Annotated in this window: 16 protein-coding genes and 1 pseudogene; 15 read left to right on the top strand and 2 right to left on the bottom strand. The window is 66.6% G+C overall.

The features are described from left to right. Nucleotides 1–252, bottom strand: a 252-nt coding sequence (locus QRO91_RS18770) for a LysR family transcriptional regulator (protein WP_285310511.1), incomplete at its 3' end; no start/stop codon positions are given. A gap of 91 nt (nucleotides 253–343) precedes the next feature. Between QRO91_RS18770 and QRO91_RS18775 the strand changes: the two genes are divergently transcribed. The 5 genes from QRO91_RS18775 (at nucleotide 344) to QRO91_RS18795 (ending at nucleotide 3,034) form a co-directional block, all read left to right on the top strand. Continuing rightward, nucleotides 344–1,384 (top strand): twin-arginine translocation signal domain-containing protein, encoded by a 1,041-nt coding sequence (locus QRO91_RS18775; RefSeq protein WP_197650124.1) that lies wholly within the window; start codon nucleotides 344–346, stop codon nucleotides 1,382–1,384. Next, nucleotides 1,381–2,262, top strand: coding sequence for a PD40 domain-containing protein (locus tag QRO91_RS18780; RefSeq protein WP_100443842.1), 882 nt, complete (start codon nucleotides 1,381–1,383; stop codon nucleotides 2,260–2,262). The genes QRO91_RS18775 and QRO91_RS18780 overlap by 4 nt, the downstream gene beginning before the upstream one ends. A gap of 68 nt (nucleotides 2,263–2,330) precedes the next feature. Beyond that, on the top strand, nucleotides 2,331–2,588 hold the full coding sequence (locus tag QRO91_RS18785) for a hypothetical protein (RefSeq protein WP_285310512.1): 258 nt from the start codon (nucleotides 2,331–2,333) through the stop codon (nucleotides 2,586–2,588). Beyond that, entirely contained in the window at nucleotides 2,578–2,733 is a 156-nt protein-coding gene (locus QRO91_RS18790) for a hypothetical protein (protein ID WP_285310513.1), read from the top strand. The genes QRO91_RS18785 and QRO91_RS18790 overlap by 11 nt, the downstream gene beginning before the upstream one ends. Then, complete coding sequence (locus QRO91_RS18795) at nucleotides 2,726–3,034, top strand: DUF6958 family protein (RefSeq protein ID WP_049430441.1); 309 nt, start codon at nucleotides 2,726–2,728, stop codon at nucleotides 3,032–3,034. The genes QRO91_RS18790 and QRO91_RS18795 overlap by 8 nt, the downstream gene beginning before the upstream one ends. Here QRO91_RS18795 and QRO91_RS18800 read toward each other — a convergent pair whose 3' ends face one another. Continuing rightward, nucleotides 3,035–4,390 (bottom strand): sigma-54 dependent transcriptional regulator, encoded by a 1,356-nt coding sequence (locus tag QRO91_RS18800; RefSeq protein WP_197619241.1) that lies wholly within the window; start codon nucleotides 4,388–4,390, stop codon nucleotides 3,035–3,037. Between the two features lie 396 nt (nucleotides 4,391–4,786). On the opposite strand from QRO91_RS18800, the gene QRO91_RS18805 reads away from it, so the two are divergent. The 10 genes and pseudogenes from QRO91_RS18805 (at nucleotide 4,787) to QRO91_RS18855 (ending at nucleotide 14,035) form a co-directional block, all read left to right on the top strand. Beyond that, nucleotides 4,787–5,317, top strand: coding sequence for a hypothetical protein (locus QRO91_RS18805; protein ID WP_049430444.1), 531 nt, complete (start codon nucleotides 4,787–4,789; stop codon nucleotides 5,315–5,317). A gap of 23 nt (nucleotides 5,318–5,340) precedes the next feature. Next, on the top strand, nucleotides 5,341–5,931 hold the full coding sequence (locus tag QRO91_RS18810) for a hypothetical protein (RefSeq protein ID WP_049430490.1): 591 nt from the start codon (nucleotides 5,341–5,343) through the stop codon (nucleotides 5,929–5,931). 43 nt (nucleotides 5,932–5,974) lie between these two features. Beyond that, complete coding sequence (locus tag QRO91_RS18815) at nucleotides 5,975–7,291, top strand: hypothetical protein (RefSeq protein ID WP_049430446.1); 1,317 nt, start codon at nucleotides 5,975–5,977, stop codon at nucleotides 7,289–7,291. 99 nt (nucleotides 7,292–7,390) lie between these two features. After that, on the top strand, nucleotides 7,391–8,095 hold the full coding sequence (locus QRO91_RS18820; RefSeq protein WP_049430449.1) for a C39 family peptidase: 705 nt from the start codon (nucleotides 7,391–7,393) through the stop codon (nucleotides 8,093–8,095). A 13-nt stretch (nucleotides 8,096–8,108) separates the two neighbouring features. Further along, entirely contained in the window at nucleotides 8,109–8,858 is a 750-nt protein-coding gene (locus QRO91_RS18825) for a hypothetical protein (protein ID WP_285310514.1), read from the top strand. A 46-nt stretch (nucleotides 8,859–8,904) separates the two neighbouring features. Beyond that, complete coding sequence (locus QRO91_RS18830; RefSeq protein WP_197619245.1) at nucleotides 8,905–10,230, top strand: transporter; 1,326 nt, start codon at nucleotides 8,905–8,907, stop codon at nucleotides 10,228–10,230. A gap of 45 nt (nucleotides 10,231–10,275) precedes the next feature. Further along, nucleotides 10,276–11,166: pseudogene (locus tag QRO91_RS22515) on the top strand (NAD(P)-dependent oxidoreductase); the annotation flags it as partial. Between the two features lie 101 nt (nucleotides 11,167–11,267). Further along, on the top strand, nucleotides 11,268–12,407 hold the full coding sequence (locus tag QRO91_RS18845; RefSeq protein ID WP_049430456.1) for an SPFH domain-containing protein: 1,140 nt from the start codon (nucleotides 11,268–11,270) through the stop codon (nucleotides 12,405–12,407). A 21-nt stretch (nucleotides 12,408–12,428) separates the two neighbouring features. After that, on the top strand, nucleotides 12,429–13,781 hold the full coding sequence (locus QRO91_RS18850) for a TFIIB-type zinc ribbon-containing protein (protein ID WP_197619247.1): 1,353 nt from the start codon (nucleotides 12,429–12,431) through the stop codon (nucleotides 13,779–13,781). Then, nucleotides 13,778–14,035: a hypothetical protein gene (locus tag QRO91_RS18855; protein WP_014037272.1), complete on the top strand. Its 258-nt coding sequence runs from the start codon at nucleotides 13,778–13,780 to the stop codon at nucleotides 14,033–14,035. Before QRO91_RS18850 ends, QRO91_RS18855 begins: the two co-directional genes overlap by 4 nt. Nucleotides 14,036–14,288: the final 253 nt, after the last annotated feature.

Raw genomic sequence — 14,288 nt, forward strand, 5'->3', positions numbered from 1 at the left:
GGCGCGCAGTGCATCGAATGCCCGGGTGGCCTCCTGGGCGACGCTGGCACCCGCCACCGTCAGTTCCACGTGCTGTGCGTGGCGCAGGAACAGGCAGATCCCGGTCTGGGCCTCCAGCCGCCGCACGTGGTAGCTCACCGACGCCGCACTGGTGTCAAGCTCTTCGGCGGCGCGCGCGAAGCTGCCCAGTCGCGCCGCCGCCTCGAAGGCACGGATGGCGGCAAGCGATGGCAGTTGGCGTTGGGTGACCATAAGTGTGACTTAGCCTGAGCCCCGATTTCTGCGTGGTCAATCCCCTTGGTACGCGCAACGATGGAGGCACCTTCGACAGGGGATCACGCACATGGATCGACGGCAGTTCCTGGCAACCCTGGCCGCCGCGGCAGCGTCCACGGCGCTGCCCTCCGGGTGGGCCCTGCCCGGCCACAGCGAAGACTGGAAATGGTTGCAGGGCAACTGGCAGGTCCGGCACCAACGCCTGAAGGAGCGCTTGGTGGGCGATACCCGCTGGGAGTCTTTCACCGGCTCCAGCGCGGTATGGCTCACCCTGGGCGGACTCGGCACCATCGATGACAACGTCATGGCGCTGCCTTCGGGCCCCTACAGGGGCCTGGGCGTGCGTGCATTTGATCCGGTGTCTTCCCTGTGGTCGATCTGGTGGATCGATGGCCGCGACCCTGCCCGTATCGAAGCCCCCGTGCGCGGTGTTTTCGAAGGCAACGCCGGCAGCTTCCATGGCACCGACCGGATCGACGGGCGCCCCATCGATGTTTGGTTCCGCTGGCATGACATCCACGGCGAGGAGCCGTGGTGGGAACAGGCGTTCTCCGATGATGCCGGTGCGCACTGGGAAGTGAACTGGCGCAACTGGTTTCGCCGCACTGCTGCGGCCCCCTCTCCGCTTCCGAAGCTGCCGGATGCACCAGGCGACTTTGATTTCCTGGTGGGCCATTGGAACGTGCGCCATCGTCGCCTGCGCGCTCGGCTGGCAGGCAGCGATGCGTGGGACGCGTTCAACGGCACCCTGCACAACTGGCCGGTACTGGGAGGATTCGGCAACGTGGGTGACAACCTGATGGACGTGCCTGGAGCACCGCTGCGCGGCATGGGCATCCGTGCCTGGAATGCGGCGGAGCAGCACTGGCTGAGCTGGTGGCTGGATGGCCGGGAGCCGACCCGGATCGGCGCGCCGCTGCGCGGTGGCTTCGAGGCCGGTGTCGGCCACTTCTTCGGCGAAGACCAGCACGACGGTCGATCAATCCAGACACGGGTGATCTGGTCACGCATTACCCCGCGTTCGGCGCGCTGGGAACAGGCGGCCTCGGCCGATGGTGGGCGCAGCTGGGAAACCAACTGGGTCAGCGATTTCGAGCGACAGGCATGAAGACGCTGTTGGCCGTGGTGCTGCTGGTTGCTGCGTCGCCCCCCGCGTCTCCATCAAGGGGACTGCAGATCGTCGGCCCGGCCGAGCGCTTTGCCCCGGGCGTTGCATCCACGCAGTACGACGAGATTCGACTGACCTTGAGCCCCGACGGAAAGACCGCGCTGTGGTTCAGCCGCAACCGGCCCGGCGGTCCGGGCGGGTATGACATCTGGGTCTCCCGCCACGATGGGCAGCGCTGGCGGCTGGCGACGCCGGTGCCGTTCAACACGCCGGGGCGCGACTTCGATCCCGCCTTTTCCGCCGATGGCCGCGTGGTGTACTTCTGTTCGGATCGCGCAGGCGGCCAGGGCGGCGGCGATCTGTATCGGGTCAGCATGGGGAGCGACGGTCGATTCGGGGAGCCGATCAATCTTGGCCCCGCAGTGAACAGCGCAGCCGATGAGTTCGCGCCGATGCTTTCGCCGGATGCAGGCACGTTACTGTTCTCCAGCGATCGCGCAGGCGGTGCGGGTGGCCATGACCTCTACATCGCAACGATGGTCCGTGGCGTCGCGGAGCGTGCCCGGCCGCTGGCGGGAGACCTCAATACCGTAGCGCAGGAGTTCGATGCCACCTTCCTGGGCGACGGCCGGACGCTCGTGTTTGCCCGCGCCCTGGACTTCGGAAGGGCACCGGTGCGCCAGTTCATTGCCTACGAGCGTGGAGGCCGTTATGACACGGGCCATGCATTGCCCTCCCCCTTGAACGAGGTCTCCGGCGACAGCTACGGCGCGATGCTGGATGGCTCGCAACCCGGCACCTTGACCTATTCGGCGCGGCGCGCGGACGGTGCAGGGTTGGACCTGTACCGCATCCGCTATCGGATGACGCGCCCCTGAAGGCGGATGCCGTCGATTTCCGGCGCCCCGGTTCGTCGAGAGGATGACCACCCCAGGAGAAAACGAAGATGGCCTCACACCAGTCCCTTGCCTGCGCCTGCGGCCAGGTGCGCCTGACCGCCACGGGCCAGCCCATTGCCACCGTAGAATGCTGCTGCGACAGCTGTCGCAAGGCCGGCGCCATGCTGCAGTCGATGCCCCAAGCACCGGCCGTGCTGGGCCCGCACGGCCAGACGCTCTTCGTAATGCATCGCAAGGATCGCGTCAGCATCGTTGTGGCCGGCATCGGCAAGACCCGCCGTGGAGATGCGGACCATGGTCAGTGATCTTCCGGATGCGTCTGTCCTTCCCGACGATGTGCCGAACCTGGAGACCCGGTCGTTGCAATTCTATGCCCGGTTGATGAAAGCGTGGATCGCCATGGGCCTCCGCAGCCCACGCATCGAAGTCGCGGGAGATACCCATGTCTGAGCACGAGCGGATCGAGATCGAGAGCATCACCACGCCCGGGCACATCCAGCACGTGGATCGTGCCAAGTATCTGGCCATGCGCCATGCCTTGCTGAGGGCCCTGCCGGCACAACCGCCCGGCCTGACCGTTGCGCAGGCAAAGCAGGCACTGCTGCCACATCTACCCGCCGCGCTGTTCCCGGCAGGCGCCACAGCCGGCTGGTGGCTGAAGGCCGTGCAGCTGGATCTTGAAGCCAAGGGCGTGATCGAGCGCGTCGCGGGCAAGCCGTTGCGCCTGTTCAAGCACCTGGCGACCGGCTGATCAGCGCTGCGCGGGCAGCTCCAGCCGGTGCTTGCGGCACAGCCGGTACACCGTCACCCGCGAAATCTGCATCCGGCGCGCACATTCGGAGACGTTGTAGCCGGTCTGGCGCAGGGTCTGAAGCAGCACATCACGTTCGGCCTGTCCACGCGCATCGTGCAGCATCGCGCCGGGTGGGGCCGGCACCGGTGCGCCCAGTTCCAGGTCCCGCTCGCTGATCAGTTCCCCTTCGGCCATGATCGCAGCGCGCTGCACCCGGTTGAGCAGTTCGCGGACATTGCCCGGCCAGTCGAAGCGGCGCATCGCCTGGATCGCCGCCGCCGAAAAGCCGCGTGCGCGAACCGTGTGACGCAACCGGAAGCAGCGCAGGAAGTGCTCGCCCAGCAGCTGCACATCGGCACCACGTTCGCGCAGCGGCGGCATCAGCAGCCGCAGCACGTTGAGGCGGTAGTAGAGATCACTGCGGAAACGGCCATGGGCCACGGCGTGCTCCAGCTCGACGTGGGTTGCGGCAAGCACCCGCACGTCGGCGCGCAACGGCTGGCTGCTGCCGACCCGCTCGAAGGTGCCTTCCTGAAGCACCCGCAGCAGGCTGGTCTGGGCCTCCGCCGGCAGGTCGCCCACCTCATCGAGGAATACGGTGCCGCCCTGGGCCGTTTCAAACACGCCGATCTGGCGCTTGTCGGCACCGGTGAACGAGCCGCGCTCATGCCCGAACAACTCCGACTGCACGAGGTTGGCCGGGATCGCACCGCAATTGACGGCGATGAATGGCCTGCCCGCGCGCCCGGACAACGCATGCAGCGCGTGCGCGGCCAACTCCTTGCCGGTGCCGGTTTCACCGGTGACCAGCACCGGCAGTTCCACCGGAGCGAACTTGTGCAGCACAGTGCGCACGGCATGCAGTGCGGGGCTCTCGCCGATCAATGCGCGCGGCCCCTGCCCGTTGCACGCGCCATCAGCAGAGGGTTCATCCGCATCGAACTGCTGGCGCATCGCACTGACCAGGTCCTGCAGGCCGAACGGGAGCGTGAAGCGCGCCAGGCAGAACCGCAGCAGCGGCAGCCATGCCGTTGGCGTGGCCCCTGCGCCGGGCGGCAGCACTGCCAGCCAGGGCAGATGCTGGTGCTGTTCGATCCACGGCATCAGCAGCTGCAGCGCCGGCCCGTCCATATGGCGTAGATCGACGACGGCGAGCAGTCGATCGCGTCCACGCAGGCCAATGGCCATGCCGGGATCGGGATGGATGCTGCGTACATACCAGCCTGCGGCCGCCAGCGCGCTGCGCTCGCCTGCCAGCGGTTCGCCGAACCAGAGTACGCAGCGCGATGTTGAAGCCTCCGGGACCGCCGCCATGCTTCCCCCAGCATCCGGACACCGTCGGCGGACTGTCAGGCAATCACCGGCGTGCCGCCCCCCGCCGGGACTTCTTCGGCCACCGGGGCGGCCTTTGATGGGCGGATGCTAGCGCTGCGCTAAACGGCAGCGCAATGAGCAGCGCGTCAAGAAATCACCGGCTGAAGCGGCACCGTTGCAGTCGGCGATGTCACCTGTAACAACAATGCGACAGTCGGGCATCCGCCTTGCCCTGTGGCAGCTGCGGGCTGCGCAATCCCCACAATTTCCCGACGCCGTTGTAACGCCCTGGCGCCACCCGGCCGCGCCGCACCCCGGCCGCCGGTTGCGGCACGGGCCTCCGGCACTTGGCACGGTTGATGCGTAGTTCCGCCGCACCCACCGCGGAAGATCGGCATGGACGGCACCACCCTCATTCGTGACCTGGCGGCACCCCTGGCGCTGGCCCTGTTGTCGGTCGCCATGAACGCAGCCGGTTCCGGCGCGCGCCAAGCAGTGAAGGCACAACCGGGCGAAATCGTCCTGTTGCGCGATGTGTCGGCGCGCCCCGCCTACCGGATGGCGCCACCGGGCATGGCGCTGATTGCCGATCCAAAGCCTCAGCGCGAGATCGCCGCCGCGCTTGGCACCCGCGCCGGTAGCGGCGCAATGGACGAGCTGAGCGACGAGGACTATGCAGGCATGGGTGCAGGGCACGCCGCTCCGGCTTCGGCGCCGGGGGGGACGACGGTCGAGCGCGTCACGCAGCAGGCCCTTGGTGGCACGCTCGGCCGCAGCAGCGACGGCATGGCCGGCAGCAGCCTCGGCGGCGCCATGAGCGGTCCGCTGGGCGCGGTGGGCAACAGCACACGCGGCATTGGCGATACGGTGCGCGGCGCCCTCGCCCAGTTCCCGCTGCAGGGTCCGGCCCCGGCAGGTGGCAAGTGAAACGCCCTTGCCTGCCGCTGCTGATGCTGGCGATGGCGCCGTCGCTTGCGCACTGCGACGAGTACAGCGGCATGCTTGCCTATCTGGATGTAGCCCGTATCGACGGCCGCGCATTGGCCGATGCCAATGGCGCGATCGCGGTGAACCAGGCCGCCGGTGACCTCAACCAGCAGGCCAACCTGCGCGGCATCGCCACCGGCGAGCGCGCCGATGTGGCGATCAGCGCCCAGCAACTGCTGCCTGGCAACCGGGTGCTGTCGGCGCCATTGCACGCACGCGCCGGTATCGACGGCGATGCACTTGCGGGTGCCAGCGGCATCGCATCCATCAACCAGGCCAGTGGCATCGCCAACACGACGCTCAACGTCGTCAGCGCGACGCTGGCCCGACAGGGCATACGCGAAACCGACGACTTGGCCTTGGCCGCCGAAGGTTCCGCGTTGGCAGGGGGGCGGGACGACGCCGGTCGCGGCGTTGCGACGGGCACCCGTAGCGTTGGTGTGGCCAGCACCGCGCTGCGGGGATTCGACGGGGTCCTGCAACTCAATCAGATAGCGGGCAGCGGCAACGACACGGCCAACGTACTGGGCCTGGTCGTGCAGGACCGCCCGTGACAACCACCCAACCGATGCACCACCTGATGAGAGAGAGGGCACCATGAAAGCGACCGTCAAACAGACCATGCTCGCCATGGCGATTGCCACTGCCTCGACCGCCGCCGCGGCCAATGGCTGGGACAACCAGAACGCCAACGCGAACATCAACCACAACCATACCGTCAGCGAAACCCGCAACGACACGCACAACCACACCGACAACGATGTGCGCAACCGCACCGTCAACGTCAATGTGCAGAAGCACAGCAACATCCAGGCCGACGAACGCAAGGAAAAGAACAACCACGGCGTCGACGTGAACCTGGAGAAGGACCTGCGGTTGAGTACCGACATCAACTTCTCCGGCGACCCGAACATCACCGGTGACATCGACCTCGACTCGGCCGCCATCGCCGTGATCGACAATCGCCAGTCGATCAGCAACAACGCCACCAGCAACAGCCTGGTCACCAACAGCGCCTCCATCGGTGACAGCGTCGGTGCCGGTGCATCGGGCAATCTCGGCTTCAACGTGGTATCGGGCGACAACAACGCGCAGGACAACGCCGCGTCGCTGTCCGCTGCCGATGCATCCTTCAGCTTCGGCATGGCCGACGCCGAGGTGTTCGTCAACCAGGCTGGCTTCGGCAACGCCACCATGAACTCCGGCGTCACCAACGCCGCAGGCCTGGGCGGCAATGCCTTCGGCGGCGCGTCCGGCAATATCGGCGTGAACATCGCTTCGGGCAACAACAACGAGCAGAAGAACGCGCTCGCGGCCTCGGTAGCAACCACGGCGGTGGCGCAGTCGAGCATCAGTTCGAACCAGGTCTCCACCGGCAACACGGTCAGCAACGCCGGCTTCGTGCAGTCCTACACGGATACCGTGCAGGTCGGCATGCGTGGCGGTGTCAGCGGCCTGACCCTGGCCTATGGCGCGGGCACCTACCGCGGCACCGGCAACGCCTACCAGATGGCGAACTACTATCTGGACACCTGGAATGGCGAACTGCCGCACCCGAGTGGCAACAGCACCGGCCACATCGACCTGGACAACCAGATCCAGAACGCCACGATGAACCCCAACCGGCCGGGGGTGGGCGGCCTGGGCTTCGATACGCGTGAGAGTGGCACCAGCCAGTTCGTCGAACTGGGCGTGGCCGACCTGTATGCCAGCCTCAGCGGCACGGTCAGCACCACGCGCTGGGTGAACGTCAACGCCACCAACACTTCGGCATTGTCGGGCAGCGCCTTCTCCGGCGCCTCCGGCAACATCGGCGTGAACGTGGCGTCCGGCACCGGCAACCTGCAGGCCAACAGCCTTGCCTTGGCAGTCGCCCAGCCCAGCACCGGCGGTGGTGGCGGCAGCGGCGAGTAAGCGCAACACCCCGGCCGTCCGCCAATGGCCGGGTTCCCGGGAGCCCCTGTTCCTCCTCCCCCTTGGGACAGGGGCTCCCCCCTGCCGCCGGAGACCGTGATGATCCGTTGCCGTCTTTCGATGCGCCTGCTCTCGTGCCTGTTGCTGCTGGCCACTGCATCTGCGTGGGCGGGCGACGTGCGCTTCAGTGGCGTGCTGCCCAATGGCGCGCTGCTGCAGCAGACGGTGGAGAGCATGCAGGAGCGGCGCTACCGCAACGTGGTACGCCAGCACACCGACTACAGCTGCGGGGCTGCGGCGCTGGCGACCATCCTGCGCCACGCCTACCACCTGGACACCGACGAGGCGACGGTCATCGAAGGGATGATGGGGGTATCCGATCCGGCGCTGGTCGCCGAACGCGGCTTTTCGCTGCTCGACATCAAGCGCTACGTGGAGTCACTGGGCATGCGTGGGCGCGGCTACCGCATCGACGAACAACGCCTGCGCACACTGCGCGTTCCCGGCCTGGTACTGATGGACGTGCGCGGCTTCCGCCATTTCGTGGTGCTCAAGCAGGTCCGTGAGGGCATCGTGGAAGTGGCAGACCCGATCCTCGGCAACCGCAGCCTGGCCCTGCCGGAGTTTCTGGCCGCCTGGCCCTCACGTGCCGTGTTCGTGGTGATCGGCAGTGATTTCGATCGCAACACGGTATTGCTGCAACCCAACGAACGGCCCAGTGCCCGCGCGCTCTTCGCGCGACAGGGGCCGATCACCGATGCCGAGCTGGTCGACTTCGGCTTCAGCCATGCCGACCTGTTCTGAAGGAGGCCTCGCCATGTTCCGCCGCCCCTTGTTGATGGTCCTGCTGCTGGCAAGCCCTGCCCTGCCCCTGCTTGCAGCCGAGGGCGCGCCAGGACGCGGCCTGAAAGAGATTCCGGATCCCGAACTGAACCTGATGCGTGGCCGCTACACCGTGGGTGGAAACACCGTGGCCTGGTTCGGGGTAACCATGGTCTCGCAATGGCAGGCCGGCAACGGCGCCGCGCTGCAGGGCGCGCTGACGCTGGGCATGGACTTCCGCGGCGGCGGCCCCCCGAAGCTGAGCTTCCAGCCCAGCGTGCATGTGACCGCCGCCGACGCCCCGTTACCGGACACGCACGGCCGCAGCATCGACAGCAGCGGCCTGGCCAACGCCAGTGGGCTGGTGCAGAGCGTGCAGGTGGCCGGCGATGGCAACGTCGCACGCAACGCCACCACGCTGGTGGTGCGTGACGGTGCCGTGCCCGTGGCGACATCCGACGGCGCTCATGCGGCCAGCGCACAGCAGGCCGGCATCCGTTCCAGTGCCGTGCTGGACGGCAACCAGGCACGCCTGATGCTGCAGGTGGACGGCCAGGGGCTGGTGCAGCAATGGATACGCAATGGCAGCGTCGGCCAGGGCATCGCCCTGGCCGGTGACGGCCAGGCAGCCAGCAACCAGCTGCGGCTGGAACTGGTGAGGAACACCGCGGGCGGCAACCTGCCGTTGAGCCAGAACGTGGCCCAGGCAATCGCGCTGAACCGCGGCATGGGGCCGGGCCAGTAACACGGCGCGGCATTGGGGGACGCGTTCCACAACGCAGGACACGAACATGCACACCCTACTGAGGATCACCCCGGTGGCGCTGGCGGCGCTGGCGGGCACCGCCCTCGCCGCACCTCCGGCGGCGGCCGACGACAATGCGGATGTACAGGCCTTGGCCAACCAGCTGGAGCAGCTCAAAAGCAACTACGCCCAGGAGGTTCGACGATTGCGCGAACTGGACATGCAGGTGCAGGCCATGCAGGCGCGATTGAGTGGCCGGGTTGGACCAATGGATCCGGCAGTCGCAACTGCTCCGGCAACGGCAGTAGAGCGCGGCACGGCACTACAGGCCGGTGCAGGTGCAGCCGTTCCACCACGCAGCGAAGGCTACGCCAGCACGGCGGCCGAGGCGCAGCAGGCGAAGCAGGAGTCGCGACGCAGCGTGGATGATGTGAAGCAGCAGCAATCGGCCCTGTTTTCCCGCCGCTTCACCGTCGAAAACAGCCTCAGCTACGCCCGCTACGACCGCAAGCAGCTCACCCTCAACGGCTTCCTCGCACTGGACGCGATCTTCCTCGGCAATATCGCCATCGAGAACGTGGAGTCCGATTCCCTCACCTACAACCTGGCTGCGCGCTGGGGCGTCAGCCCGAACCTCACCCTCAACCTGGACGTGCCCTACCTCGCACGGCGCACGGTTTACCAGAAAGGTGGGGCGGGCGGCGCAGCTGCTGCCATTGCACAGGAAGAGACCAATGGCAACGGCCTGGGCGATATCGGCCTGAGCGCCAACTACCGGCTGTTCGGGGAACGTGGCTGGCGGCCCGAGACGGTACTGACGGCAGGCGTGACCGCGCCCACCGGTCGCGCGCCCTACGGCCTGGACTGGAAGGTGATCGAGCGTGATGACGACGACTACATCCGCTTCGCCGTGCCGCGCGAACAGCCCACGGGCAACGGCGTATGGCAGGCCAACCTGGGCCTCTCGATGGTCAAGACCGCTGATCCGGCGATCCTGTTCGCCAACATCGGCTACGTGCACTCCATCCCGCGCGGGTTCAACGATATCGACAGCAATCCGGATACCGTGAACCCGGGTGATGTGAAGCTGGGCGGCTCGGTGTACTTCGGTGCCGGAGTTGCCTTTGCGTTCAATGAACGCACCAGCCTCAGCCTGTCCTTCAGCGACCGCATCAGCGCCCGTGCCTCGACCCGCTTCCAGGGCGGCAAGTGGACGAAGGTGATCGGCAGCGACGCCAACGCGGCGTCACTGAATCTGGGCGTGACCTACGCGCTGAACCAGCATACCACGCTGGTCACCCTGCTGGGCATCGGGCTGACCCCGGATGCGCCGGACTTCACCTTGGCGTTCAAGATTCCGTACATGCTCTAGCGGCCACTGCCCATGGCATGATGGGCGCCCTGCGGCCAGCGGACGTCCATCATGCGCATCGGATTCCTGGGACTTGGAGTGATGGGAACGCCCATGGCGGCCCATCTGGCTCGCGCAGGTTACGAGGTACGCGGCTGGTCGCGCTCAGACCGCAACCATGCTGCCGCGCGCGCCGCCGGCATCGACGTCTGCGAGGCAGTGGACGAAGTATTCGCGGCCTGCGACCACCTCATCCTGATGCTGGCCAACGACGATGCCATCGACAGCGTGCTCGACCGCCATAGCGCGGCGTTCGGCGAGCGGGTCGAGGGCCGCCTGCTGATCAACATGGGCACCAGCTCGGCAGCGTACTCGCAGGCGCTGGCCGAGCAGATCCGTGCCGCGGGCGGCCGCTACGTCGAGGCGCCGGTGTCCGGCTCACGCGTACAGGCCGAAGCGGCGCAGCTGGTGATCCTGCTGGCCGGTGCGGATGCCGACCTCGCGGCAGCCGCCCCACTGGTTGCACCGATGGGCAGGCAAACGGTGTGCTGTGGTGCAGTGCCGTCCGCGCTGCGCATGAAGCTGGCGGTGAACCTGTACCTGATCACCCTGGTCACCGGCCTGGCCGAAGCGGTGCACTTCGCCGAAGCCCACGGCATCGAGCTGGACCGCTTCGCGCAGGTGCTCAACGCAGGGCCGATGGCCAGCGAAGTATCACGCATCAAGCTGGACAAGATGGTCCGTGGCGACTTCAGCGTGCAGGCGTCGATCACCGACGTGCGCAAGAACAGTGGGCTGGTAGCCGCTGCCGCCCATGAGGTCGGCATGCATGCGCCCTTGATCGACGCCAGCGACGCGCTGTTCGCACAGGCACTGGCGTCCGGGTCGGGGGCGCTGGACATGGCGGCCGTGCTGCAGGCTGTACGGGCCGGGCCAACCGGCACGGGCCGGCGCTGATCCGGATTCATGTTCCGGCACCACTGCCGCCCCCCACCGCTGCTATATTCAGTCCAGCTCGGCAGGCACGGTGCCTGCCCTCGAATCACAGGGAGTTGGACATGGGTCTGGTACAGGCGGTGAAGGGTGCGGTTGGCGGTGTTCTGGCCGACCAGTGGAAGGACTTCTACACCGTGCCGGCGGGCCTGCCGTCCACGGCGGCCCTGTTCGCGGCGGTGCCGCAGGGCACCAATGCCGGACGCGGCTCCAACACCAGCGGCTCGTCCAACATCATCACCAACGGCTCGAAGATCATCGTGCCCGAAGGCTACGGCCTGCTGCTGTTCCAGGACGGCGCGATCACTGCGTTCGTCGCCGAACCGGGTGGCTATGAGTGGCGCTCGGACGATCTGAACTCGCAGTCGATCTTCGCCGGCGACGGCCTGGTCAGCACCTTCATCAAGCAGAGCTGGGAACGCTTCAAGTTCGGCGGCCAGCCCGGCTCGCAGCAGGCCGCCTACTTCGTCTCGCTGAAGGAGCTGCCCGACAACCGCTTCGGCACCCAGTCGGAAATCTACTGGGACGACGGCTTCCTCAACACCCAGGTCGGCGCGGTCACCCGTGGCTCGTACACGCTGAAGATTGTCGACCCGATCCTGTTCGTGAAGAACTTCGTGCCGGCCAGCTACCTGCGGCCCGGCCAGGTGTTCGACTTCACTGATCTGGACAATGCCGCCGCCAACCAACTGTTCAATGAAGTGGTCGGTTCGCTGGCCCCGGCCTTCAGCCTGTACACCAACGACCCGGGCAAGGGCAACCGCATCACCAAGCTGCAGCAGGACTCGCTGGGCTTCGCGCAGAGCCTGTCGGCCGCGGTTGAACAGGGCTACCAGTGGAAGTCGGACCGCGGCCTGGCCATCGTCAAGACCGCCATCGTCTCGATCGAATACGACGCCAACACCCGCGAACTGCTGAAGACCGTGCAGCGCGCCGATGCGCTGTCCGGTGCGCGTGGCAACTCCAACCTGCAGGCCAGTGTTGCCCAGGGCATCCAGTCGGCAGGCGAGAATGGCGGCGCGGCAGGCCTGGTCGGAGTCGGCATGGCATCTGGCATGTTCGGTGTCGGCGGCATGCAGCAGCCGGTGGCCCCGGCTGCGGACGACCCGGTCGCCAAGCTGAAGAAGGCGAAGGAAATGCTGGACCTGGGCCTGATCACCCAGAGTGACTACGACGCGCTCAAGGCCAAGGCACTGGGCCTGTAACCGGCAGGACGCATACACCACATGTCCGATCCCCGAAACGGCCCACCGCCGCTGCCCGGATCCGTGCCCGCGACGCCGCCGCCCCTGCCGGCGGCGTCGTTGGATGGGCCGGGTTCGCCGCAGGACGTCCCTCCCCTGCCCGGCAGCTTCCCGCTGGACACTTCGACGCTGCCGCAGGCGATCCGCGATGAAGTGGAAGCGCCTGATCCGGTTGCCATCGACACCTCGGCCAGCGAGCTGAAGGATGGCCTCAACCGCTGCCCGAAGTGCGGCGCCACCGACATCCGACCCAAGGCCGGCACCGATATCCTGGTCTGCCTGTACTGCCGTCACGAATGGCATGGCGCGCGGGTCGAGGAGGAATTCGGGCTGGGCGAGGCCATCGACCAGCTGCGCGGCACCGTCATCGCCTCCGGCGCACGCGACATCGATGCCAACACCTCGGCGTTGATGACGTTCAAGTGCACCGGCTGCGGCGCCGAAGTCATGGTCAATACCGAAAGCACGATGACAACGCGCTGCCACTGGTGCCGCCACGTCTTCGGCGTCAACGAGCAGATCGCCAACGGCGCGGTGCCAGATGCCGTGCTGCCCTTCCATATCAAGAAGGACGATGCGGTCGCACGCATCCGCCAGTTCGTCGACAAGCGCCGGATGTTTGCGCTGAAGGCGTTCAAGGACCAGTTCACCCCGGAAAACGTGGTGGGCGTATTCCTGCCCTACATGATCGTCGACAGCAATGTCAGCGCGGCCGTGGCCGGCAAGGGCGAGATCAAGACGCGCGAATACACGGTGGGCAGCGAGAAGAACAAGCGCACCCTGTACGACGCCGATGTCTACCAGGTCGAGCGCCAGGTGGATTTCACCGTCGATGACCTGCCACTGGAATCCTCGGCCGAGCGCGGCAATCTGGATACTCGCGCCAACACCAACAACATCATCAACACCATCCTGCCGTTCGACACCAAGAACGCGGTGAAGTGGAACGCCTCGTACCTGGCCGGCTTCACTTCGGAGAAGCGCAACCTGGATGTGGAAAGACTGCGGCCGCGGCTGGAAGACCAGCTGCTGTCGATTGCCCGCGCACAGGTGGAAGGTTCGGTGAAGCGCTACAACCGTGGCGTGCGCTGGGAACAGGAACAGCTGGAGGTGCATGGTACCCGCTGGGTATCGATGTACCTGCCGGTGTGGCTGTATTCCTACCATCAGCCGGGAAAGAACGGCGGCATGCTGCATTACATCGCAGTGAATGGCCGCACCGGCGAGACCATGGGCAGCGTACCCGTGCAGCAATGGAAGATGCTGCTGGCGGCACTGGCCACCGGCACCGTCATTGAAGCCCTCGCAATAGCATTCCTGGTGGCATCGACATGAGCGACGACAGTGGCCTCTGGCTGTTGGCGGCAGGTCCGGCCGGCGCAACCGCGCTGTACTGGGCGTTGTACCGCTATTACCGCAACACCGACAAATCCCACTCCTTCGAGCATGAAACCGAGATCGAGGCGAAGCCCGTCACCGGCTCGGACCAGCAGGTGGGCAGGGTCACCGGTACCGAGGAGAAGCGCATCCGCGGTGACAATGTGTATGAGTACCGGAAACGGGTGGTGCGGGTAAAGCCCGACCCGTAGCGCCAGGCCCTGCCTGGCTGCGGGTAGTGGGGGGGGCGGGCCGGGCGTCCTTCCGTGTGTGGGGGCCCAACAAGAGTCGGCCGGGGGGCGGCCCTAACAATCAAAAAAAAAAAAACACCCTTAACTTGGGTGGGCCACGGGCCACCCCCAAAAACTCTAAACCCCCACCCCATAGATTATTTCGCGGGGGACCCTTCACAGGTTTTTTCTATTTGTTGCGTGGTCTGCCGCTCTTAGTAGTGAGCGGTGTTGT

Source organism: Stenotrophomonas maltophilia group sp. Smal32 (assembly GCF_030237085.1).
Taxonomy (GTDB): Bacteria; Pseudomonadota; Gammaproteobacteria; order Xanthomonadales; family Xanthomonadaceae; genus Stenotrophomonas; species Stenotrophomonas maltophilia_Q.

What these genes read in the sequence shown, in the direction of transcription:
- QRO91_RS18775 (WP_197650124.1), top strand. Translation starts at nt 344, where the DNA reads ATGGATCGACGGCAGTTCCTGGCAACCCTGGCCGCCGCGGCAGCGTCC.
- QRO91_RS18780 (WP_100443842.1), top strand. Translation starts at nt 1,381, where the DNA reads ATGAAGACGCTGTTGGCCGTGGTGCTGCTGGTTGCTGCGTCGCCCCCC.
- QRO91_RS18785 (WP_285310512.1), top strand. Translation starts at nt 2,331, where the DNA reads ATGGCCTCACACCAGTCCCTTGCCTGCGCCTGCGGCCAGGTGCGCCTG.
- QRO91_RS18790 (WP_285310513.1), top strand. Translation starts at nt 2,578, where the DNA reads ATGGTCAGTGATCTTCCGGATGCGTCTGTCCTTCCCGACGATGTGCCG.
- QRO91_RS18795 (WP_049430441.1), top strand. Translation starts at nt 2,726, where the DNA reads ATGTCTGAGCACGAGCGGATCGAGATCGAGAGCATCACCACGCCCGGG.
- QRO91_RS18800 (WP_197619241.1), bottom strand. Translation starts at nt 4,390, where the DNA reads ATGGCGGCGGTCCCGGAGGCTTCAACATCGCGCTGCGTACTCTGGTTC.
- QRO91_RS18805 (WP_049430444.1), top strand. Translation starts at nt 4,787, where the DNA reads ATGGACGGCACCACCCTCATTCGTGACCTGGCGGCACCCCTGGCGCTG.
- QRO91_RS18810 (WP_049430490.1), top strand. Translation starts at nt 5,341, where the DNA reads ATGCTGGCGATGGCGCCGTCGCTTGCGCACTGCGACGAGTACAGCGGC.
- QRO91_RS18815 (WP_049430446.1), top strand. Translation starts at nt 5,975, where the DNA reads ATGAAAGCGACCGTCAAACAGACCATGCTCGCCATGGCGATTGCCACT.
- QRO91_RS18820 (WP_049430449.1), top strand. Translation starts at nt 7,391, where the DNA reads ATGATCCGTTGCCGTCTTTCGATGCGCCTGCTCTCGTGCCTGTTGCTG.
- QRO91_RS18825 (WP_285310514.1), top strand. Translation starts at nt 8,109, where the DNA reads ATGTTCCGCCGCCCCTTGTTGATGGTCCTGCTGCTGGCAAGCCCTGCC.
- QRO91_RS18830 (WP_197619245.1), top strand. Translation starts at nt 8,905, where the DNA reads ATGCACACCCTACTGAGGATCACCCCGGTGGCGCTGGCGGCGCTGGCG.
- QRO91_RS18845 (WP_049430456.1), top strand. Translation starts at nt 11,268, where the DNA reads ATGGGTCTGGTACAGGCGGTGAAGGGTGCGGTTGGCGGTGTTCTGGCC.
- QRO91_RS18850 (WP_197619247.1), top strand. Translation starts at nt 12,429, where the DNA reads ATGTCCGATCCCCGAAACGGCCCACCGCCGCTGCCCGGATCCGTGCCC.
- QRO91_RS18855 (WP_014037272.1), top strand. Translation starts at nt 13,778, where the DNA reads ATGAGCGACGACAGTGGCCTCTGGCTGTTGGCGGCAGGTCCGGCCGGC.